General features: G+C 73.8%; 20 protein-coding genes and 1 tRNA gene. 9 read left to right on the top strand and 12 right to left on the bottom strand.

Annotated features, from left to right (window positions below):
• Positions 1–11: 11 nt before the first annotated feature.
• The 6 genes from KSE_RS18005 to KSE_RS17980 all read right to left on the bottom strand — a co-directional run bounded on the left by KSE_RS18005 (position 12) and on the right by KSE_RS17980 (position 5,949).
• Complete coding sequence (locus KSE_RS18005) at positions 12–1,130, bottom strand: aminopeptidase P family protein (RefSeq protein ID WP_014136759.1); 1,119 nt, start codon at positions 1,128–1,130, stop codon at positions 12–14.
• Between the two features lie 18 nt (positions 1,131–1,148).
• A complete protein-coding gene (locus KSE_RS18000; RefSeq protein WP_014136758.1) occupies positions 1,149–2,510 on the bottom strand; it encodes a dipeptidase in 1,362 nt (453 codons plus the stop codon).
• 20 nt (positions 2,511–2,530) lie between these two features.
• On the bottom strand, positions 2,531–2,965 hold the full coding sequence (locus KSE_RS17995) for a hypothetical protein (protein ID WP_014136757.1): 435 nt from the start codon (positions 2,963–2,965) through the stop codon (positions 2,531–2,533).
• Complete coding sequence (locus KSE_RS17990; RefSeq protein ID WP_014136756.1) at positions 2,962–4,440, bottom strand: APC family permease; 1,479 nt, start codon at positions 4,438–4,440, stop codon at positions 2,962–2,964. Before KSE_RS17990 ends, KSE_RS17995 begins: the two co-directional genes overlap by 4 nt.
• 402 nt (positions 4,441–4,842) lie before the next feature.
• Positions 4,843–4,916, bottom strand: a tRNA-Pro gene (locus KSE_RS17985).
• An 88-nt stretch (positions 4,917–5,004) separates the two neighbouring features.
• A complete protein-coding gene (locus KSE_RS17980; RefSeq protein ID WP_014136755.1) occupies positions 5,005–5,949 on the bottom strand; it encodes a metallophosphoesterase in 945 nt (314 codons plus the stop codon).
• A gap of 163 nt (positions 5,950–6,112) precedes the next feature.
• Between KSE_RS17980 and KSE_RS17975 the strand changes: the two genes are divergently transcribed.
• Positions 6,113–6,568, top strand: a complete 456-nt coding sequence (locus tag KSE_RS17975; RefSeq protein WP_014136754.1) for a GatB/YqeY domain-containing protein — start codon at positions 6,113–6,115, stop codon at positions 6,566–6,568.
• Positions 6,569–6,665: 97 nt separating this feature from the next.
• Here the strand turns inward: KSE_RS17975 and KSE_RS17970 are convergent, their stop codons facing one another.
• Complete coding sequence (locus tag KSE_RS17970; protein ID WP_014136753.1) at positions 6,666–8,897, bottom strand: transglycosylase domain-containing protein; 2,232 nt, start codon at positions 8,895–8,897, stop codon at positions 6,666–6,668.
• 400 nt (positions 8,898–9,297) lie between these two features.
• On the opposite strand from KSE_RS17970, the gene KSE_RS17965 reads away from it, so the two are divergent.
• Positions 9,298–9,621 carry a WhiB family transcriptional regulator gene (locus KSE_RS17965; protein WP_030919726.1) on the top strand — a complete coding sequence of 108 codons (324 nt, stop codon included), beginning with the start codon at positions 9,298–9,300 and terminating at the stop codon, positions 9,619–9,621.
• Between the two features lie 37 nt (positions 9,622–9,658).
• On the opposite strand, the gene KSE_RS17960 is transcribed toward KSE_RS17965, so the two are convergent.
• Positions 9,659–10,891, bottom strand: a complete 1,233-nt coding sequence (locus KSE_RS17960) for an ArsA family ATPase (protein ID WP_014136751.1) — start codon at positions 10,889–10,891, stop codon at positions 9,659–9,661.
• A complete protein-coding gene (locus tag KSE_RS17955) occupies positions 10,888–11,898 on the bottom strand; it encodes an ArsA-related P-loop ATPase (protein ID WP_033259944.1) in 1,011 nt (336 codons plus the stop codon). The genes KSE_RS17960 and KSE_RS17955 overlap by 4 nt, the downstream gene beginning before the upstream one ends.
• Before the next feature lie 295 nt (positions 11,899–12,193).
• Here KSE_RS17955 and KSE_RS43385 point away from each other — a divergent pair, with 295 nt between their 5' ends.
• The 5 genes from KSE_RS43385 to KSE_RS17935 all read left to right on the top strand — a co-directional run bounded on the left by KSE_RS43385 (position 12,194) and on the right by KSE_RS17935 (position 14,950).
• A complete protein-coding gene (locus KSE_RS43385) occupies positions 12,194–12,349 on the top strand; it encodes a DUF4177 domain-containing protein (protein ID WP_014136749.1) in 156 nt (51 codons plus the stop codon).
• 2 nt (positions 12,350–12,351) lie between these two features.
• Positions 12,352–12,816, top strand: coding sequence for a RidA family protein (locus KSE_RS17950; protein ID WP_014136748.1), 465 nt, complete (start codon positions 12,352–12,354; stop codon positions 12,814–12,816).
• 115 nt (positions 12,817–12,931) lie between these two features.
• Positions 12,932–13,774: an NUDIX hydrolase gene (locus KSE_RS17945; protein ID WP_014136747.1), complete on the top strand. Its 843-nt coding sequence runs from the start codon at positions 12,932–12,934 to the stop codon at positions 13,772–13,774.
• 122 nt (positions 13,775–13,896) lie between these two features.
• A complete protein-coding gene (locus KSE_RS17940; RefSeq protein WP_014136746.1) occupies positions 13,897–14,088 on the top strand; it encodes a hypothetical protein in 192 nt (63 codons plus the stop codon).
• A 31-nt stretch (positions 14,089–14,119) separates the two neighbouring features.
• Positions 14,120–14,950, top strand: a complete 831-nt coding sequence (locus KSE_RS17935) for an MBL fold metallo-hydrolase (RefSeq protein ID WP_014136745.1) — start codon at positions 14,120–14,122, stop codon at positions 14,948–14,950.
• Between the two features lie 97 nt (positions 14,951–15,047).
• Here the strand turns inward: KSE_RS17935 and KSE_RS17930 are convergent, their stop codons facing one another.
• Both KSE_RS17930 and KSE_RS17925 read right to left on the bottom strand, forming a co-directional pair.
• Positions 15,048–15,722, bottom strand: coding sequence for a Crp/Fnr family transcriptional regulator (locus tag KSE_RS17930; protein WP_014136744.1), 675 nt, complete (start codon positions 15,720–15,722; stop codon positions 15,048–15,050).
• A gap of 218 nt (positions 15,723–15,940) precedes the next feature.
• Positions 15,941–16,612 (bottom strand): GntR family transcriptional regulator, encoded by a 672-nt coding sequence (locus KSE_RS17925; RefSeq protein WP_014136743.1) that lies wholly within the window; start codon positions 16,610–16,612, stop codon positions 15,941–15,943.
• Positions 16,613–16,781: 169 nt separating this feature from the next.
• Between KSE_RS17925 and KSE_RS17920 the strand changes: the two genes are divergently transcribed.
• Together KSE_RS17920 and KSE_RS17915 are read left to right on the top strand one after the other, a co-directional pair.
• Positions 16,782–18,005 (top strand): amidohydrolase, encoded by a 1,224-nt coding sequence (locus KSE_RS17920; RefSeq protein ID WP_014136742.1) that lies wholly within the window; start codon positions 16,782–16,784, stop codon positions 18,003–18,005.
• Positions 18,006–18,043: 38 nt separating this feature from the next.
• Complete coding sequence (locus tag KSE_RS17915; RefSeq protein ID WP_014136741.1) at positions 18,044–19,534, top strand: APC family permease; 1,491 nt, start codon at positions 18,044–18,046, stop codon at positions 19,532–19,534.
• A 63-nt stretch (positions 19,535–19,597) separates the two neighbouring features.
• On the opposite strand, the gene KSE_RS17910 is transcribed toward KSE_RS17915, so the two are convergent.
• On the bottom strand, positions 19,598–20,854 hold the full coding sequence (locus KSE_RS17910; RefSeq protein ID WP_106437678.1) for an amidohydrolase: 1,257 nt from the start codon (positions 20,852–20,854) through the stop codon (positions 19,598–19,600).
• Positions 20,855–20,867 lie beyond the last annotated feature (13 nt).

Genomic DNA, 20,867 nt, shown 5'->3' with positions numbered 1-20,867 from the left:
GTCCCGTTCCGCTAGTTCACGAAGGCCAGTTCGTGCGGCGTCCCGTTGAACCGCAGCCCGCCGTCCTCGGTGACCGTCACGATGTCCTCGATCCGGACGCCGAACCGCCCCGGCAGGTAGATCCCCGGCTCGATCGAGAAGCACATCCCGGGCACCAGCGGCTGGGTCTCGCCCTCGACCATGTACGGCGGCTCGTGGGTGGTGAGCCCGATGCCGTGGCCGACCCGGTGGATGAAGTACTCGCCGTACCCGCCGTCGGTGATCACCTTCCGGGCGACCCGGTCGATGTCCTGGCAGGTCACCCCGGGCGCGACGGCGTCGAACGCGGCCTGCTGGGCGCGCCGCACCAGGTCGTGGACGGCGAGCACCTCCGCGGGCGGCTCGGTGCCGACGAACACGGTGCGGGTGGTGTCGGAGCCGTAGCCGTCCTTCAGCCCGCCGAAGTCCAGCACCACGGTGTCGCCGGGCTGGATCACCCGCTCCCCGGCCTCGTGGTGCGGGTTGGCCCCGTTCGGACCGGAGCCGACCACGGTGAAGTCGACCTGGCTGTGCCCGTGCTCGATGAGCAGCGCGGCCAGGTCGGCGGCCACCTGGTTCTCGGTCCGCCCGGCGAAGGCGGCGCCGAGGATCTCCCCGTACGCCAGGTCGGCCGCCGCGCCGGCCGCGGCCAGCCGCTCCAGCTCGTCGTGGTCCTTCACCGCCCGCAGCATCGGCAGCGCCGAGGTCAGCGCCGCGTACGAGCTGCCCGGCAGCGTCCGCTGCAGCCCGAGCAGGTGCATCGCCCAGGCGTTGTCGGAGATCCCGTACCGGCCGTCGGCGTCCAGGTGCGGCGCGAGCACCCCGTACGGGTCGGTGCCGTCCGTCCAGTCGGCCATCCGGACGGCCTCCGCGCCCGGCGCCCGCTCGGCGTCGGGGCGCTCCAACTTCGGTACCAGCAAGACCGGTTCGACGCCGGCCGCGATCACCAGGGCGGTCAGCCGCTCGGTCGTCGCGGTCGGCTGGTAGCCGGTCAGGTAGGTCAGGTCGGGGCCGGGGGTGACGACCAGTCCGGCCAGTCCGGCGTCCGCGGCGGCGGTCGCGGCGCGGGCCATCCGGGCCTGGAAGTCGGCGGTGGTGAACGGCGCGGGCATGCGCTCCCTCTCTCGCGGTCAGCTCTGCCGGGCGGCGGCCGCGTAGTGGCGCAGGAACAGCGCCTCCACGGTGGCCATGTGCTCGATCTCGGACGGGTCCACGCTCTCGTTCGGCGCGTGGATCAGGCAGCGCGGCTCCTCCACGCCCATCAGGATGATCTCCGACTCGGGGTACTGCGCCGCCAGCACGTTGCACAGCGGGATCGACCCGCCCTGCCCGAGGAAGGACAGCGGCTTGCCGTAGACCTCCCGGGCGGCCGCGTCGAGCGCCGCGTACGCCCGGCCGTCGGTGGCGGCCTGGAACGGCGAGCCCTTCGACTCCGGCTCCACGGTGACCCGGGCGCCCCACGGCGCCGCCGCCACCAGGTGCGCGGTCAGCGCGTCCTGCGCGGCGCCGGGGTCCATCCCGGGCGGCACCCGCAGGCTGACCCGGGCCCGGGCGCTGCCGGGGATCGCGGCGGCCGAGCCGACCACCGGCGCGCAGTCGATGCCCAGCACCGTCACGGCCGGGCGGGCCCACAGCCGGTCCGCGACCGTCCCGGAGCCGGTCAGCTTCACGCCGTCCAGCACGCCCGCGTCGGTCCGGAACTGCCGCTCGTCGTAGCCGACGCCGTCCCAGCTGCCGCCGTTCTCCAGGCCCTCGATCCTGGTCCCGCCGTCGGCGTCGCGCAGCGAGTCGAGGATCCGGACCAGCGCGGCCAGCGCGTCCGGGGCGGGGCCGCCGAACATGCCGGAGTGCATGTCCGAGTCGAGCGTCCGCACCGTCACCACGACGTTCGCCAGGCCGCGCAGCGAGGTCGTCGCGGTCGGCACCCCGACGGCGGCGTTGCCGGTGTCGCAGACCAGCAGCACGTCCGCGTGCAGGTCCTCGGGGTGCTGCGGGACGTACTCCTCCAGGCCGCCGGTGCCCTGCTCCTCCGAGCCCTCGGCGACCAGCTTGATCCCGACCGGCAGGTCGTCGCCGAGCGCCCGCAGCGCGGTGAGGTGCATGACGATGTTGCCCTTGCAGTCCGCCGTGCCGCGCCCGTACCAGCGCCCGTCCCGCTCGGTCAGCTCGAACGGGGGCGTGGTCCAGGCGTCGTCGTCCAGCGGCGGCTGCACGTCGTAGTGGCAGTACAGCAGCACGGTCGGCGCGCCGGGCGGCGCCGGGCGGTGCCCGAGGACGGCGTGGCTGCCGTCCGGGGTCTCCGCCAGCCGGACGTCCCGCAGGCCGGCGCCGGTGAACGCGGCGGCCACCCACTCGGCGGCCTCGCGGCACTTCTCCGGCGGCTGCTGCCGGGGGTCGGCGACCGAGGGGATGGCGACCAGCTCGGCCAGGTCCTGCTGCGCGCGGGGCATCAACGCCGCCACGCGGGCGGCGAGTTCGCTGTCGGCGGTCATCGGTTCTCGCTCGCTTCCCATCAGTTCTTCACCGTGTCACCGGTCTTGATGTCCTCGATCTGCTCGCGGTAGTCGTCCAGCTGGTCCGGGCAGTAGACCTGCAGGATCAGCGCCTCCCCCTGCACCACCCGCTCCGGCACGATCACCGGCCGCTGCCCGGGGCCGGCCGCCCCGTTGGACATCTGCACCCGCTGCAGGCCGGTCTTCAGCGCGCTGGCCGGGTCCTCGCAGACCGCCCCGCCGTCCGTCCCCAGCGTCCGGGCGACCTGCTCCCGGTCCGGCGTCGGGTAGCCGTTGTCCCGCAGCTTCCCGATCAGCTCGTCGGCCTTCCGGAACGACTCGTTGGTGGCGTGCTGCTGGGTGAACGTCAGCAGGCCGACCACCGCCATCGCGACCAGCACCACGATCGCGCCGACGTAGATCCACTTGTGCTGGGAGGCCATCTGGGTGCTCATGCCGTTCCCTCCTCGACGGCGGCCGCGGCGGCCGGATCACGCCACTCCGGCTTGCTGGCCTTGAGGAAGGCGAACGGGATGATCACGCCGAGCAGCAGCAGGCCACCGCCGACGATCCCGATGTACGACCAGACGCTGCCCCCGCCGAACTGCGAGGACGGCACGAACCCGATCACCATCGCGGCCGCCGACGCCAGCAGGCCCACCACGCACAGCAGCACCAGCGCCGGGGCGCGGTAGCCGCGCGGGTGGTCCGGCTGGGTCCGGCGCAGCCTGATCGCCGCCGCGAACATCAGCAGGTAGACGATCAGGTACACCTGCGTGGTGATCACCGAGAAGATCCAGTACACGCTGGAGACGTCCGGGATCAGCGCGTACATCAGCGCGATCACCGTGGTCACCACGCCCTGCGCGACCAGGATGTTCTGCTGGATGCCGTGCTTGTTCAGCTTCTGCAGCGACGGCGGCAGGTAGCCCTCCTGCCGGGAGATCATCAGCAGGCCCTTCGACGGGCCGGCCAGCCAGGTCAGCATGCCGCCCAGCGAGGCCGCCACCAGGCCCACCGCGATCAGCGGCGTCAGCCAGCCGATGTGGAAGTACTGGAAGAACGCGTCGAACGCCTGCATCACGCCCGCCGTCAGCGACAGCTGGTCGGCCGGCACCACCCAGCTGATCGCCAGCGCCGGCAGGATGAAGATCAGCAGCACCATCCCGACCGCCAGGAACATCGAGCGCGGGAACTCCTTGCCCGGGTTCCTCAGCGAGGAGACGTGCACCGCGTTCATCTCCATGCCCGAGTAGCTCAGGAAGTTGTTGACGATCAGCACCAGGCTCGCCAGCCCCGTCCAGGCCGGCAGCAGGTGGTCCGCCGTCATCGGCGCCGCCGAGTCGTTCCCCTGGCCGAGGAACACGAACCCCAGCACCACCAGCAGCGCACCCGGGATCAGCGTCCCGATGATCAGCCCCCAGGACGCCAGGCCCGCCACCGCGTTCGTCCCCCGCGAGGACACCCACACGCCCGTCCAGTACAGCACCATGATCACGATCGCCGTGTACAGGCCGTTGCTGGCCAGACTCGGATCCACCACGTACGCGATCGTGCTCGCCACGTACGCCAGCAGGCTCGGGTAGTAGAAGATCGTCATCGCGAACTGGCACCACACCGCCAGGAACCCCAGCGGCTTCGACAGCCCCTGGGCCACCCAGTTGTACACACCCCCCTCCCAGCCCGACGCCAGCTCCGCCGAGACCAGCGCCGTCGGCAGCAGGAACACGATCGCCGGCACCACGTACAGGAACACGCACGCCAGCCCGTACACCGCCATCGTCGGCGAGGACCGCAGACTCGCCACCGAACTGGTCGTCATCAACGCCAGCGTCACCCACGTCATCCTGGGCGCCGCCACCGCCTTCACCCGCTCCCTCGCCCCCGCCACCGCCGACCCGTCGGGCCCCGGCACGTCCGCTGCGCTCATCCACCGCCTCCTCGCCACAGCCCCGCCCACCGGAGCCCGCCCCTCCACCCTCCGGCCCCCACCCCCACCCCGCATCCGAAAACCCACCCCCCGGCCCCCACCCCTCACCGGAACAGCCCAACGCCCCACCACCTGACACCCCCTCACCCTCCCGGCCCTCAGCGCCACCACCCCAGCCGCCTGACCCCCGCGAACCGCACGCCCCGCCCGCCCGACACCGCCAGTGACGATCCGCACGTCCACGACAGCCCCGGCCAGAACGAACGCCCGTCGGCTGTAGGAGTCTCAGGGGGAGACCCGGGGAGGGGGTTCTCCGGCGGTTTTCTCCCGAGAATCTCCCGAGAGAAACAAGCAGGGCCGGTGTTCCCTGAGGAACACCGGCCCTGACCTGCACTTACGAAGTCGGGGTAGCGGGATTTGAACCCACGGCCTCTTCGTCCCGAACGAAGCGCGCTACCAAGCTGCGCTATACCCCGGTCCTGCGTTGTTGCCTTCCGTGTCCGGCGCAACGAGTAGAACTCTACAGGAGGTGGGGCCAGAGACGAAATCCGGTTTAGGGGCTGGTCAGCGTGGGGCGGGTGTGAGGGTGAGGAGGGTGGCTTCGGGGGGGCAGGCGAAGCGGACGGGGGTGTAGCGGTTGGTGCCGCAGCCGGCGGAGACGTGGAGGTAGGAGCGGTGGTGGGGGGTGGTGTGGGTGGAGAGGCCCTTGACGCGGGCGGGGTCGAGGTCGCAGTTGGTGACGAGGGCGCCGTAGAAGGGGATGCAGAGCTGGCCGCCGTGGGTGTGGCCGGCCAGGATGAGGGGGTAGCCGTCGGCGGTGAAGGCGTCGAGGCTGCGGAGGTAGGGGGCGTGGACGACGGCGAGGGAGAGGTCGGCGTCGGGGGAGGGGCCGCCGGCGACGGCGGAGTAGTCGTCGTGGCGGATGTGCGGGTCGTCGAGGCCGGTGAACTCGATGTCGAGGCCGGCGAGGGTGAGGCGGCCGCGGGCGTTGTTGAGGTTGAGCCAGCCGGCCTGGTCGAAGCCGTCGCGGAGTTTCTGCCAGGGGTTGTGGACGGCGCCGCTGATGCCGCGGCGGCCGCTGCCGTCGGCGTTGTTGGTGCCGTGGGCGCCGCTGCGGAGGGCTTTGAGGTAGCGGGTGGGGCTCTTGCGGGCGGGGCCGTAGTAGTCGTTGGAGCCGAAGACGTAGACGCCGGGGAAGTCCATCAGCGGGCCGAGGGCGTCCAGGACGGCGGGGACGCCGAGCGGGTCGGAGAGGTTGTCGCCGGTGTTGACGACCAGGTCGGGGCGGAGGCCGGCCAGGCTGTGCAGCCAGCGCTGCTTCTTGGCCTGGCCGTTGACCATGTGGATGTCGGAGACCTGGAGGATCCGGATCGGGCGGGCCCCGGCGGGCAGCACCGGGACCTCGACGCGGCGCAGCCGGAACGAGCGGACCTCGTACCCGGCGGCGTAGACGAGACAGGCGGCGCCGGTGGCGGCGATGCCGAGCGGGACGGAGTACAGCGGTCGCATCGGTCCATGGTCGCAGACCGGTCGAACGGCCCGGCGGGCGGCCGGGGAGCGGCCGGTGAGCGGCCGGGGAAGGACGAGGCGGCGGCGCGCTGACGGCCGGTCAGGGGCGGGGCGGGCGGTAAAGGAGCGGCGGCGGGGCGGGGCAGGTGCCAGAATCGGCGGCATGACGACGCTCAAGGAGCAGCTGCGGGAGGACCTCACGGCTGCGATCAAGGCACGGGACGAGCTGCGCTCGTCCACTCTCCGGCTGACGCTGTCCGCCGTCACGGGCGCGGAGGTGGCGGGCAAGGAGAAGAAGGAGCTGTCCGACGCCGAGGTGCTGCAGGTGATCGGCAAGGAGGCGAAGAAGCGCCGGGAGGCCGCGGAGGCGTTCGAGGGCGCAGGCCGGGCCGACCAGGCGGCGCGGGAGCGCTCCGAGGGCGAGGTGCTGGACGCCTACCTGCCGAAGCAGCTCTCGGACGAGGAGCTGGCCGCGCTGGTGGCCGCCGCGGTGGCGGAGTCGGGGGCGAGCGGCCCGCAGGGCATGGGCGCCGTGATGAAGCTGGTCCGTCCGCAGGTGGAGGGCAAGGCGGAGGGCGGCCGGGTGGCCGCCGCCGTGAAGGCCGCGCTGGCCGGCTGAGGCCGTCTGAGGTCGGGCCGGCGGTACGCGGAAGGGGCGCGGCCCGCGAGGAGATCCTCCTCGCGGGCCGCGCCCCTTCCGCGCTGCCGCCGTCGGGTCAGTGCCGGCCGGGCTTGCCGGTGTTCCCGCCGATGACGTTCGGCGGGAGGGTGACGCCGCCGATCGGGGTGTTGCCGCCGGTGGGCCAGCCGTTGCCGCCGCCCTGGGCGTTGTCGCCGGAGGGGGCGGAGGGGGCGTCGCCGGGGTTGGGGGTGGCGGGCGGCTGGGTCGGCTGCGGGATGTCGACCTTCTGGAAGGTGGACTTGGGGCTGCCGTCGAGGGCGTCGTTCATGGCGAGCTGCCAGATCGGGCCGGGGCCGTCGGCGCCGTAGACGGAGCTGAAGTGGTGGCCGCCGATGGTGATGTTCTTCATCGAGACGTTGCCGCCGACGCCGCCGAGCCAGACCGAGGTGGCCAGGTTCGGGGTGTAGCCGGTGAACCAGGCGGCGTAGCGGTAGTCGGTGGTGCCGGTCTTGCCGGCGATCTGGCGGCCGTCGTCGAGGCCGAGGGCGGAGCCGGTGCCCTTCTCGGTCACGCCGAGCAGCAGGGTGTTGACGCCGTCCGCGGTGGTCTGGGCCATCACCTGGTTGCAGTTGGCGCTGGGGACGGCGATCTCCTTGCCGTCGGAGCCGGTGACCGAGGTGAGCGCGACCGGCGCGCAGTACAGGCCGCGGGCGGCGAACCCGGCGTAGGCGGCGGCCATCTGGAGCGGGCTGACCTCCTGGGTGCCGAGCACCATGGAGGCGATCTCCTTGATCTTGTTGCCGTTGGCCAGGGTGCCGAGGCCGAGCTTGTCGGCCATCTGCTTCATCGGGCAGAGGCCGACCTGCTCCTCCAGCTGGATGAAGTAGGTGTTGACCGACTTCTGCATGGCGACCTGCAGGCTGTACGGGCCCTTCTCGTCCGGCGACTCGTTGGTGAGCGTCTTCGGGTCGCGGGTGGTGCCCTCGCAGGTGGTCATCTTGGGGTACTCCATGCTGTTGGGCGAGGAGAACTCCTGGGTGATCGGGACGCCGGACTCCAGCGCGGCCGCCGCCATGATCGGCTTGAAGGTCGAGCCGGGCGAGAAGCCGTTGCCGCCGCCCATCGAGGCGCCGACGTTGAGGTTCAGCACGATCTGGTTCTTCGAGGCGTCCAGGCCGTACGGGCGGGTCTGCGCCATGGCGAGGATCTTGCCGGTGCCGGGTTCGACCATGCTGCCGGCGGCGGACACCGTGTCGGTGACCCGGACCTTCTTGGTGACCGCGTTGTACATCGCGCTCTGCTTGTCCGGGTCGATGGTGGTGTTGATCTTCAACCCGCCCTGCGACCAGAGCTTCTGGCGGTCCGCGGCGGTCTTGCCGAACGCCGGGTCCTGCTTGATGACGTGGCGCACGTAGTCGCAGAAGAAGCCCATGCCGTTCTGCGCGGTGATGCAGCCGTTCTGCGGCTCGGAGTACTTGATGCCGAGCGGGGCGTCGAGCGCGGCCTTGGCCTGCTCGGGGGTGATGTGCTTGAACTCCAGCAGCTTGTTGATCACCGTGTTGCGGCGGGTCTGCGCGGCCTGCGGGTGGGCGATCGGGTCGTACGCCGTGGGGTTCTGCACCAGGCCGGCCAGCATCGCGGCCTCGGGGACGGTGAGGTCCTTGGCGCTCTTGCTGAAGTACCGGTTGGAGGCGGCCTCGATGCCGTACGCCTGGTGGCCGTAGAAGGTGATGTTCAGGTAGTTGGTGAGGATCTGGTCCTTGCTCAGGTCCTCTTCCAGCTTGATGGCGTACTTGAGTTCCTGGATCTTGCGGCCCAGGCTCTTCTTGGTGGCTTCGAGGAAGGCGGCCTGGTCGTCGCCGGCCTGCTCGACGAAGACGTTCTTCACGTACTGCTGGGTGAGCGTGGAGGCGCCCTGCGCGGTGGTGCCGGACTCGGCGTTCTTGGTGGCGGCGCGCAGCACGCCCTTGAGGTCGACGGCGCCGTGCTCGTAGAAGCGGGCGTCCTCGATGTCGACCTGGGCCTGGCGGATCACCGGGGCCATCTGGTCGGCGGTGAGGATGGTGCGGTCGCGGTCGTACACCTTGGCGATCAGGCCACCCTTGGCGTCGTAGATCATCGACGCCTGGGAGAGGGTGGGCTGCTTGAAGTCGTCCGGGATGTTGTCGAACGACTCCGCGGTGTCCTTGGCGGTCAGGCCGAACGCGCCGACCGCAGGAAGCGCCATTCCGGCGACCAGGACGCCGGCCAGGACCGAGCCGCCGAGGAACTTGACGCCGTGCCCTGCCTTGTCCATCAGGGTGCCGGTGGATCGCTTAGGTGCCATGGGGAGAACCCTACGTCGCGGAATCCCGTACAGGGGGGCAGGTGTTCGCCTACGCTTGTCACAGAACTGCGACAGCTTCGCTCTGTTCATCGTCATCACTCTTGTGAGTGATGAGCTTTGTCCGTTTCATGGGCCTTTGTCCGTGATCCGGGCGGGTGTCGGGCGGGTCGCTGTCACGCACCGCGACGAATGCCCCCCTGCCGCCCCCGGCAAGGCCCCCGACCTGCGGTCACTCCAACGAGTGAGCTGGTGGACACCCATAGTCCGATCGGGTCATGCGAGATTGGGCACACAGGGGCTGTTGCGTCGTGCCGTTCTTCCGTAACGTCCTCAACTGGCAACGGTGAATATGCCGTTGCCGCCGTGGGGGAGCCCCGAATCGGGAGAGGACGGCGCCGGGATGGGCTGGGTGGACGACTGGAGCGCGCAGGCGGCGTGCCGCACGAGCGATCCGGATGAACTGTTCGTGCAGGGGGCGGCGCAGAACCGCGCCAAGGCGGTGTGCAGCGGGTGTCCGGTGCGCACCGAGTGCCTCGCGGACGCGCTCGACAACCGGGTCGAGTTCGGTGTCTGGGGCGGGATGACGGAGCGCGAGCGGCGGGCGCTGCTGCGCCGTCGGCCGACCGTGGACTCCTGGCGCCGGCTGCTGGAGACCGCGCGCACCGAGTACGAGGAATCGCTGGCGACCGGGGTGGTCCTGCGGGACTACGCCCAGGCGGTCTGACGATCCGTCACGTACGGCCCGCGGGCGGTCCGGTGGCTCATTCGGCGGGGGAGCCGAGTCGGTCGCCGACCGCCCGCAGGCCGTCCAGGTCGTGGACGTCGCCCGGGAGGGCGGCCACCTCGACGATCGGTACGTCCGGGTAGACCGAGGCGAAGCGGTTGCGGGTGCGCCGCTCCCTCGCCATGATCTGCACCCGTTCGGCGTGCAGCCGGAGCAGCCCGGCGGCCAGCGTCTCGGCCTCGGCGCCGGCGTGCGGCGCGCCGTTCTCCTCCAGCGCCTCGGCGGCGGCCAGCGCCCGTTCGGCGGTGAGCTGCGGGGCGCCGGTGGTGTGCACCCGGTTGAGCACCAGGCCGGCCAGCGGCATGTCGTCGGCGGCCAGCCGGTCGACGAAGTACGCGGCCTCGCGCAGCGCGTCCCGCTCGGGGGCGGCGACCACCAGGAACGCGGTGCCCTCGGCCTTCAGCAGCTGGTAGGTGCGGTCGGCGCGCTCCCGGAAGCCGCCGAACATCGAGTCCGTCGCGGAGACGAACGTCTGGATGTCGGTGAGCAGTTGGGCGCCGAAGATCTTGCCGAGGGTGCCGGTGATCAGCCCCATGCCGACGTTCAGGAACTTCATCGCGGAGCGCCCGCCGACCTTGGCGGGGGCGGTCAGCAGCCGGATCACCCGGCCGTCCAGGAAGGACCCGAGGCGGCTCGGGGCGTCCAGGAAGTCCAGCGCGGAGCGGGACGGCGGGGTGTCGACGACGATCAGGTCCCAGCGGTCCTCGGCGCGGAGCTGGCCCAGCTTCTCCATCGCCATGTACTCCTGGGTGCCCGCGAAACCGGCCGACAGCGACTGGTAGAACGGGTTCTCCATGATCGCCCGGGCCCGGTCGGGCTCCGCGTGGGCCAGCACGACCTCGTCGAAGGTCCGCTTCATGTCCAGCATCATGGCCTGGAGTTCGCCGTCGCCGCGGGTGCCCTTGACCACCCGGGGGGTGTTGTCCAGCTCGCTCAGGCCCATCGACTGGGCCAGTCGGCGGGCCGGGTCGATGGTCAGCACCACGACGCGGCGGCCGCGCTCGGCGGCGCGCAGGCCGATCGCGGCGGCGGTGGTGGTCTTGCCGACGCCGCCGGAGCCGCAGCAGACCACGATCCGGGTCGCCGGGTCGTCGATCAGGGTGTCGACGTCCAGTCCGACCGCCCGCGCCCGCGTTCCGCCGCCGCCGTTCGCCGTCGCGCCGCCGCCGTTCGTCGTCGCCCCGCCGCCCGCACCGCTGCCCGCCGTCATGCCGCTCCCTGCCGTTTCAACTCGCCCGCCAGGCGGTACAGCCCGGCCAGGTCGACGCCCTCGCCGATCAGTGGCAACTCGTAGGTGGGCAGCCGCAGTTGCTGGAGGTCCACGCGCTGGGAGCGTTCCAGTTCGACCCGTTCGGCGTGCTCCCTGGCCTGCTCCAGCAGCGGTTCGAGCAGCGGGTCGACGTTCGCCCGGACGGTCTCCGGCTTGCGCGAGCGCCCGCCCAGGCCGGCCTCGCCGAGGGCCAGCGCGACCTCCTCGCGGTGGTCGCCGTCGGCCGCCGCCACCGCCGCCGCGTCCAGTATCGGCGGGCGCACCATGTTGACCAGCACGCCGCCGACCGGCAGGCCGGACTCGCGCAGTTCGGCGATCCCGTCCACGGTCTCCTGCACCGGCATCTCCTCCAGCAGGGTGGTGAAGTGCACCGCGGTCTCCGCCGAGCGCAGCACCCGCATCACGGCCTGCGCCTGGGAGTGGATCGGCCCTATCCGGGCCAGGCCGGCCACCTCGGAGTTGACGTTCAGGAAGCGGGTCAGCCGCCCGGTCGGCGGGGCGTCCATCACCACCGCGTCGTAGCGGCGGCGCCCGTCCGGGCCCTTGCGGCGGGCCGCCTCGCAGGCCTTGCCGGTGAGCAGCACGTCGCGCACGCCCGGGGCGACGGTGGTCGCGAAGTCCACGAAGCCGACCTTCTGCAGGGCCTTCCCGGCCCGGCCCAGCTTGTAGAACATCTCCAGGTACTCCAGCAGCGCCTGCTCGGTGTCGATCGCCAGCGCGTGCACCTCGCCGTGGCCCGTGCCGGGCAGGCCGAGCTGGGCGGGCGTGACGGTGGCGATCCGGCGCTCCTCGTACGGCAGCGCGGCGATCCGGAACAGTTCGGCGATGCCCTGCCGGCCCTCCACCTCGATCAGCAGGGTGCGGCCGCCCTCGGCGGCCAGCGCCAGGGCCAGCGCGGCGGCCAGCGTGGTCTTGCCGGTGCCGCCCTTGCCGCTGACCACGTGCAGTCGGACGCCCTCCCAGTCGGGCTCCCGCGGCGGTGCCTGCTCGGTCGGCCCCGCCGTGCCGCTGGTGCCCGCCACGCCCGCACTCCGTCCGTCGCTCTCGCCGGGCGCCCGAGGCGGGCCCCTCACCGCGAGGGTAACCAGCGCGCGCTCCGGATGCCGGGAGCATCCCGGTGCCCCCGGTGAATCATGCCCGGTTTGTGTCCCACCTCACACCGGCCCGGGCGGGTGGCGGGGCGCGGGCCGGAGACCGCCGCCTGACGGCGGAGGGGGCCCGCCGGGCACTAGAGTCACCCTCATGACCAAGTGGGAATACGTCACCGTGCCGCTGCTCGTGCACGCCACCAAGCAGATCCTCGACACCTGGGGCCAGGACGGCTGGGAGCTCGTCCAGGTCGTCCCCGGGCCGAACCCGGAGCAGCTGGTCGCGTACCTCAAGCGCGAGAAGGAGTAGTCATGAGCCAGGTCGAGCAGAAGCTCGCCGAGCTCGGGCTGACGCTGCCCGAGGTCGCCGTTCCGGTCGCCGCGTACGTTCCGGCGCTGCGCGACGGGGAGCACGTGCTGACGTCGGGCCAGCTGCCGATGGTCGCCGGGAAGCTCCAGCTGACCGGCAAGGTCGGCGCCGAGGTCACCGCGGAGGAGGCCAAGGAGCTCGCGCAGATCTGCGCGCTGAACGCGCTGGCCGCGATCAAGTCGGTGGTCGGCGACCTCGACAAGGTCGAGCAGGTCGTGAAGGTGGTCGGCTTCGTCGCCTCCGCGCCCGACTTCACCGGCCAGCCCGGCGTGGTCAACGGCACCAGCGAGCTGCTGGGCAAGGTCTTCGGCGACAAGGGCGTGCACGCCCGCAGCGCCGTCGGCGTGGCGGTGCTGCCGCTGGACGCGCCGGTCGAGGTCGAGCTGATGGTCCGGGTCCGGGACTGATCCCGGCCGTTCCCGAACGGGCCCGCCGCTGCCGAGCAGCGGCGGGCCCTTCGCGTTCCCGGCTCGGCCGGCGGGCCCTTCGCGCGCGGGCCGGCGGCGGTTAACATCCGTGCACATGCCCCAGATGCCGCCGTCCTGGCCCGCCCGTATCCGCGCCCTGGCCACCGGGGAGCTCGTCCCCGCGCCGACGCGGCCGTCCGCCACCGTGGTGCTGCTGCGCGAGGGCGCGGCCGGGCCGGAGGCGTACCTGCTGCGGCGGCGCGCCACGATGGCGTTCGCCGGGGGCATGTACGCCTACCCCGGGGGCGGGGTGGACCCGCGGGACCGGGAGGTGCGGCCGCCGTGGGCCGGGCCGTCCGCGGCCGAGTGGGCCGGGCGGCTGGGGGTGGACGAGGCGACGGCGTGCGCGGTGCTGTGCGCGGCCGTCCGGGAGACCTTCGAGGAGGCCGGCGTGCTGCTGGCCGGGCCGGACGCGCGGACGCTGGTGGAGCCGCGGGACTGGGCGGCCGAGCGGGCCGCGCTGGAGCGGCACGAGCTCTCGCTGGCCGAGTTCCTGACCGAGCACCGGCTGGTGCTGCGCAGCGACCTGCTGGCGGCGTGGGCGCGCTGGGTGACCCCGGAGTTCGAGGAGCGGCGCTTCGACACCTGGTTCTTCGTCGCCGCGCTGCCGTCCGGGCAGGTCGCCGCGGACAGCGTCGGGGAGGCCGACCGGGTCGCCTGGCTGAGCCCGGCGGCGGCGCTGGAGGGCTTCGCGGCGGGCGAGTTCGGGATGCTGCCGCCGACCGTCACGGTGCTGCGCGAGCTGCTGCCGCTGCGCTCCGCGGCCGGGGTGGCGGCGGCCGCGGCCGGCCGGCGGGTGGTGCCGGTGCTGGGGCGGGCGGAGGTGGCGGGGGACCGCATGACCGTGCGCTGGGACGGGTATGACGAGCTGACTATCGACGGCGTGTTCCCGGCGTGAGAACCTTCCCCCGGAACGATCACCGGCCCGGCCGGAGCGGTCGTTCCGGGGACGGTCCCACCCGGCCCGTACCGTTGATCGACACGCCCACCGCACCGCCCTGACCTCGGAAGGAGACTCCGATGACCCACAACGACGTGGCTCGCCGGACCTCGGCCACGCCCACCCGCCCCGTCACCCCGCGCGCCGCCGCCTGCGACGGGACGGCGCCCCTGGAGACCAGCCGTCCGCTGACCCGCGACCTGCCGCTGCGGGCCCTGGTCCGCCCGCTCCCCTCGCGCCGGCTCAGCCGCGACGAACGGGACGCCGCGTGACCGCGCGCCGCGGCCGTCCGGCGGACGCCGCGTGAGCGGCCCGCTTCCGGGCAGCCCCGCCGACACCGTCGGCGGGGCCGCCACCCCGCGCGCCCAGTGCGTGCTCGCGCCCAACCCGTCCCCGATGACGCTGGACGGCACCAACACCTGGCTGCTCTCCGAACCCGGCTCCGACCTCGCCGCCGTGGTCGACCCCGGCCCGCTCGACGAGGGCCACCTGCGCCGGATCGTGGAGACCGCCGAACGCCAGGGCAAGCGGATCGCCCTCACCCTGCTCACCCACGGCCACTCCGACCACGCCGAGGGCGCCGCCCGGTTCGCCGAACTCACCGGCACGCCGGTCCGCGCGCTCGACCCGGCGCTGCGGCTCGGCTCGGAGGGCCTGCGCGGCGGCCAGCGGCTGGACGTCGGCGGCCTCGACCTGCGGGTGGTCGCCACCCCCGGGCACACCTCGGACTCGCTGACCTTCCACCTGCCCGCCGACGGCGCGATCCTCACCGGCGACACCGTGCTGGGGCGCGGCACCACCATGGTCGCCCACCCCGACGGGCGGCTCGGCGACTACCTCGACTCGCTGCGCCGGCTGCACGCGATGGCCGCCGAGCACGGCGTCCGCACCGTCCTGCCCGGCCACGGCCCGGTCCTCGCCGACGCGCTGGGCGCCGTCGACTACTACCTGGCCCACCGGGCGGCCCGGCTGGCCCAGGTCGAGACCGCGGTCGAGGCGGGCTGCCGCACCGCCGCCGAGGTGGTCGCCCGGGTGTACGCGGACGTCGACCCGGTGCTGTGGCCCGCCGCCGAGCTCTCGGTCCGCGCCCAGCTCACCTACCTCGCCGACCGGGGCCTGATCCCGGAGGTCTGATCCCGGAGGTCTGACGGCCGGGAACGCGGAACCGCGCCCGGGTGCACGCGGGGTGCGGTCGGGCGCGGTTCCGGCGGCAGTGCGCAGGCGCGGGGGTTCAGCGCGAGCGGCGGGAGAGCCGTTCGACGTCGAGCAGGACGACCGCGCGGGCCTCCAGCTTGAGCCAGCCGCGGCCGGCGAAGTCGGCGAGGGCCTTGTTGACCGTCTCGCGGGAGGCGCCGACCAGCTGGGCGAGCTCCTCCTGGGTGAGGTCGTGGGCGACGTGGATGCCCTCGTCGGACTGGACGCCGAAGCGGCGGGAGAGGTCGAGCAGGGCCTTGGCGACGCGGCCGGGCACGTCGGAGAAGACCAGGTCGGACATCACGTCGTTGGTGCGGCGCAGCCGGCGCGCGATGGCGCGCAGCAGGGCGATGGAGACCTCGGGGCGGGCGTGCAGCAGCGGGAGCAGGTCGCCGTGGCCGAGGCCGAGGAGCTTGACCTCGGTGAGGGCGGTGGCGGTGGCGGTGCGCGGGCCCGGGTCGAAGAGGGACAGCTCGCCGATCATCTCGGAGGGGCCGAGCACGGCGAGCATGTTCTCGCGGCCGTCGGGCGAGGCGCGGTGCAGCTTGACCTTGCCCTCGACCACGACGTACAGCCGGTCGCCCGGGTCGCCCTCGTGGAACAGCGACTCGCCGCGGGCGAGCGTCACCTCGGTCATGGAAGCGCGGAGCTCGGCAGCCTGGTCGTCGTCGAGTGCCGCGAACAGCGCGGCGCGCCGCAGAACGTCGTCCACGAGCTTCCTCCTGCTGGTGTCATGGGCAGTGCTACTCACCACCAAGGATGACGCATGTCGCTCCGATCATATGAGGAGGGGGTGGGCCGAGGTGGGGGCTACGCGGCCATTCGCGCAGTTCGGGTGAGCGCCGCGCGCCTCGCCGCGCGCCGCCGCGCACGCCCCGGGGCGCTGACCGCGGGGGGCGCCGCTCGCCGGGGGCGCCGCTCGCCGGGGCGCTACGCGTCCGGGCGCTCCGCGCTCAGGGCCTGGCGGGCGAAGGCGCGGGTGCCGGCGACGTGGTGGCGGGCGAGGGCGGCGGCGGTCTCCGGGTCGCGGGCCTTGATGGCGTCGAGCAGCCGCTGGTGCTCGGTGCACATCGGGAGGCTGGTCTCGTCGTCGGAGGTGAGTCGGAACAGGCGGCGTAGCCGGCCGTCGAGCGGGGCCATCATGTCGCGCAGCAGCGGGTTGCCGGAGAGTTCGACGATCTCGCGGTGGAAGTCGGCGTTCAGGCTGACGGTCTCGCGCAGCCGGCCGGCCTCGGCGGCCTTGCGGGTGCGGGCCAGGATCCGCTCCAGGCCGCGGACGCCGGCCGGGGTGGCGTGCCGGGCGGCGAGGCTGGCGGCGAGCGCCTCCAGGGACTCGCGGACGGCGAAGAAGTGCTCGGCCTCCTCGGGCCCGAAGTCGGCGACGACGGCGCCGCGGCGGGCCTGGACGGTGAGGAAGCCCTCGCGTTCGAGGCGCTGCATGGCCTCCCGGACCGGGATCCGGGAGACGCCCATGCCGTCGGCGAGTTCGCGTTCGACCAGGCGCTGTCCGGCCGGGTACTCGCCCTCGATGATCCGTTCGCGCAGCCGGACGTAGACGAGGTCCGCCAGCGACTGGTGGGCGTCGCCGAGGGTGTCGGTCATCAGGGGCTCCAGGCGGCAGCGGGCGGACGGCGCGGGCAGGAGATCAGATCATTCCAGATCGGGGCGGGCTGCCCCCTTGTCTGGTATTCGGTATACCAGATACCTTGGCCGCTCACCCCTCCGCTCACCCCTCCACCGACCGTCCCCGCCACCACCCCGGGAGGCACCCGTGACCGCCGTACCGCCGCCAGGCCCGCACCTGCTGCTGGACGCCACCCTCCCGGACGGGTCCCGCGCGGACCTGCGGATCGCGGACGGCCGGATCGCGGCGGTCACCCCCGTCCCGGCCGGGCGCGAGCCGGTCGCGCCCGGCCCGGGCGTCCGCGCGCTGGACGGCGCGCTGCTGCTGCCCGCGCTGGTCGACGGGCACGCGCACCTCGACAAGACCTTCCTCGGCGCGCCCTGGCAGCCGCACCGCGAGACGGACGGCCTGCGCGGCCAGATCACCTCCGAGCGGCGGCTGCGCCGCGAGGTCGCCGAGCGGGCGCCGGTCGCCGACCGGGCGGAGGCGCTGGCCCGCCGGATGGCCGCGCTGGGCACCGGCTTCGTCCGCTCGCACGTGGACGTCGACCCGGACACCGGGCTGGACCACCTGTACGCGGTGCTGGAGGCGCGCGAGCGGGTGCGCGAGCTGCTCGACGTGCAGCTGGTGGCGTTCCCACAGAGCGGCGTGGTCGCCGAGCCCGGCGTGGTCGGGCTGCTGGACGCGGCGCTCCGCGAGGGCGCCGAACTGATCGGCGGCCTCGACCCGTTCGGCTTCGACAACGACGTGGACGGCCAGCTCGACGCGGTCTTCGGCCTGGCCGAGCGGCACGGCGCGGGCATCGACATCCACCTGCACGACGGCGGCGAGGCCGGCGCGGCGCAGCTGCGGGCGATCGCCGGGCGGACGGCGGCGCTGGGCCTGGGCGGGAAGGTCGCGGTCAGCCACGCGTACTGCCTGGGGCAGCTGGCCGGGCCCGAGCTCACCCGCACCGCCGAGGCGCTGGCGGCGGCCGGGGTGGCCGTGATGACCAACGGGCCGGCCCGGACGATGCCGCCGGTGAAGCTGCTGCACGGGCGCGGCGTGCTGGTCTTCGCCGGCTCCGACAACATCCGCGACGCGTGGTGGCCGTACGGCACCGGCGACATGCTGGAGCGGACCACGATCATCGGCCTGCAGGGCGACCTGATGACCGACCAGGACCTGCGGCTGGCCGCCGAGTTCGCCACCGGGCACGCCGCCCGGGCGCTCGGCGTCGAGGAGTACGGCATCGCCGCCGGCCGGCCCGCGAACCTGCTGGCCGTCGCCGCGGGCTCGGTGCCCGAGGCGGTCGCCGCCCACCCCGAGCGGCTGCTGGTGCTGCACCGCGGCCGCACCGTCCTGGACCGGCTCGACGGCCCGGCCCGCTGACCCCACCCCCACGCAGGACCCCGGAAGGATCCCCCACCATGTCCCTCACCTCCTCCGTGGGCCGGGCCCCCGCCCCGGCCCAGCCGCCCGACCCGGCCGGGGCCCCGGCCGGCCGGCTGGCCAAGGGCCTGATCGGCACCACCGACCTGGTGTTCTTCGTGGTCGCCGCGGCCGCGCCGCTGACCGTGCTGGCCGGCATCGCCCCGTTCGCGATCGGCGTGGGCGGGGCGTCCGCGCCGGCCGCGTACCTGGTCTCGGGCGCGCTGCTGGTGCTGTTCGCCGCCGGGTTCACCGCGATGAGCCGCTACGTGCGCAACGCCGGCGCGTTCTACGCGTACGTGGCGCGCGGGCTCGGCCGGACCCTCGGCGTGGTCACCGCCTACGTGGCGGTAGTCAGCTACAACCTGATCACCCCGGGCGTGGCGGCCGCGTTCGGCTACTTCGCGGCCGGCCACATCGAGCAGCGCACCGGCGCGCACGTGCCGTGGTGGCTGCTGTCCGCCGGCTGCGTGGCCGTGGTCGGCGTGCTCGGCTGGCTGAAGGTCACGCTGTCGGCGAAGGTGCTCGGCGTGGCGCTGGTGCTGGAGGTGCTGTCGCTGCTGGTGATGGAGGGCGGGGTGCTGGCCGACCGGGGGACGGCCGCGCTCGACCCGGTCTCCTTCGACCCGTCGCTGCTCACCCAGGGCGGCGTGGCGGGCATGTTCGTGCTGGTGATCGGCGCGTTCACCGGCTTCGAGGCGACCGCGATCTACGCCGAGGAGGCCCGCGACCCGGCCCGCACGGTGCCGCGCGCCACCTTCATCGCGATCGGCTTCCTGGCGGTGTTCTACGCCCTGGGCACCTGGATCGTGATGGGCGCGTACGGCACCGACGACGCGGTCGCCCAGGCCCGCGCCGACGGCGGCCCCGACCTGACCTTCCGGGCCGCCGAGCGCTTCGTCGGCCTGTGGCTGTCGGACACCATGCACGTGCTGATCATCGTGTCGGCGTTCGCCTCCGCGCTGGCCTTCCACAACGCGGCCGCCCGCTACCTGTACGCGCTGGGCCGCGAGGGCCTGCTGCCGCGCGGGCTCGGCCGGGTGTCGCCGCGGACCGGCTCGCCCGGGCGGGCGGTGCTGGCGCAGTCGGCGTTCAACGCGCTGGTGATCGGCCTCGGCGGGGTGCTCGCGGTCGACCCGTACCTGGTGGTGCTGCTCTGGTCGAACAGCGTCGGCGTGCTCGGCATCATGGTGATGCAGGCGCTGGCGGCGGTCGCGGTGTTCGCGTTCTTCCGCCGGGACCGGCGCGGGCTGTCCGCGTTCCGGGTGGTCTGGGCACCGCTGCTGGCCGCGGCCGGGCTGGCCGTGCTGACGGTGCTCGCGCTGTTCAACTTCGACCTGCTGACCGGGCGTTCGGGGCTGGTCAACTGGCTGCTGCTGGTGCCGATGCCGGTGGTCGCGGCGGCCGGCTGGCTGGTCGCCCGGCGGATCCGGCGCACCGACCCGGCGCGCTTCGCCCGGCTCACCGAGGTCGACGTCGAACGCGACTGAGCGGGCGCGCGAGCGGCGGTGGCCGCCCTCCGACGAGGGCGGGCACCGCCGCTCCGGCGTGCGTCAGTCCAGCAGCTTCCCGTGCTCGGCGACCACCCGGCCGGCCTTCACCACCAGCTCGCGGGCCGGCAGGTCGACCACCACCTGCGGCACGCACTCGCCGTCCAGCAGCTGGAAGTCGGCGGGCGCGCCGGGCGCCAGGTCGGCCCTCGGCAGGCCGAGCAGCTCGGCGCCGCCGTGCGCGGCCAGCTCCAGGCAGTCGGTCAGCTCGGCGTCGGTGCGGGCGTCGGTGGTCCAGCCGAGCAGGTGCGCCCGGTGCAGCATGTCGGCGTTGCCGTACGGGCTCCAGGAGTCGCGGACGCCGTCCGAGCCGAGGCCGACCGGCACGCCGCGCTCGCGCAGCGCGCGGAACGGCAGCACCTGGTGGGCGGACGGGGCGACGGTGGTCAGCGCGATCCCGGCGTCCGCCAGCAGGTCCGCGAGCCGCTCCCGCTCGTCGGCGGGCAGCTCGGGCAGGCAGAACACGTGGCTGGCCGTCACCCGGCCGCCCAGCCCGGCCGCGGCCGTCCGGGCGGCCAGCTCGCGCAGCGGGCCCAGGCCGGCCGCGCCGCGGTCGTGCAGGTGCACGTCCAGCAGGACGCCGTACCGCTCGGCCAGGCCGAACAGCAGGTCGAACTGCTCGCGGCCGTCCGGGCCGCCGCCGTCGAACCCGGCCGGGTCGATGCCGCCGACCGCGTCCACCAGGCCGGTGCGGGCCGCCTCGGTGAGCAGCTCGGCCGCGCCCGGGGCGCGCAGGACGCCGTGCTGCGGGAACGCCACCGACTGCACGTCGAGCTTCCCGGCCAGCCGCCCGGCGGCCTCCCGCAGGCCGGTGGCGCCCGCCAGGCCGTACGCGGGGGCGACGTCCACGTGCGCGCGGACGGCGCGGGTGCCGCGGGTCACGGCGTGCGCCAGCAGGCGGTGGGCGCGCTCGCCGATCGGGGCGCGCTGGTGCTCGTACAGCTCGACGTCGCCGGCCACGAAGTCGGGCAGGCCGGCGGCCGGGCGGCGGCTGTACCAGGGCTCGCCCCAGCTGGTCTTGTCCGGGTGGATGTGCGCGTCGACCAGGGTCGGCAGCGCGATCCGGCCGCCGCCGTCCACCACGGCGGCCGGCTCGGCGCCCGGCGGGAGCCCGGCGGCCAGGACGCCGTCCACGGCGACCAGGTCGGTGACCGGGCCGCCGAACGGGCGGACCTGGCGGAACAGCGTGACGTGCATGGGGGCGCTCCCGGGCGGTGCCGAGGGCGCGGCGGCCCTCTCCTGACAGGTTTCCGGAACCATTCGAACCGGTTTC

Origin of the sequence: Kitasatospora setae KM-6054 (genome assembly GCF_000269985.1) — a bacterium.
GTDB lineage: Bacteria > Actinomycetota > Actinomycetes > Streptomycetales > Streptomycetaceae > Kitasatospora > Kitasatospora setae.
This window is presented reverse-complemented; position numbering and strand designations above follow the sequence as displayed.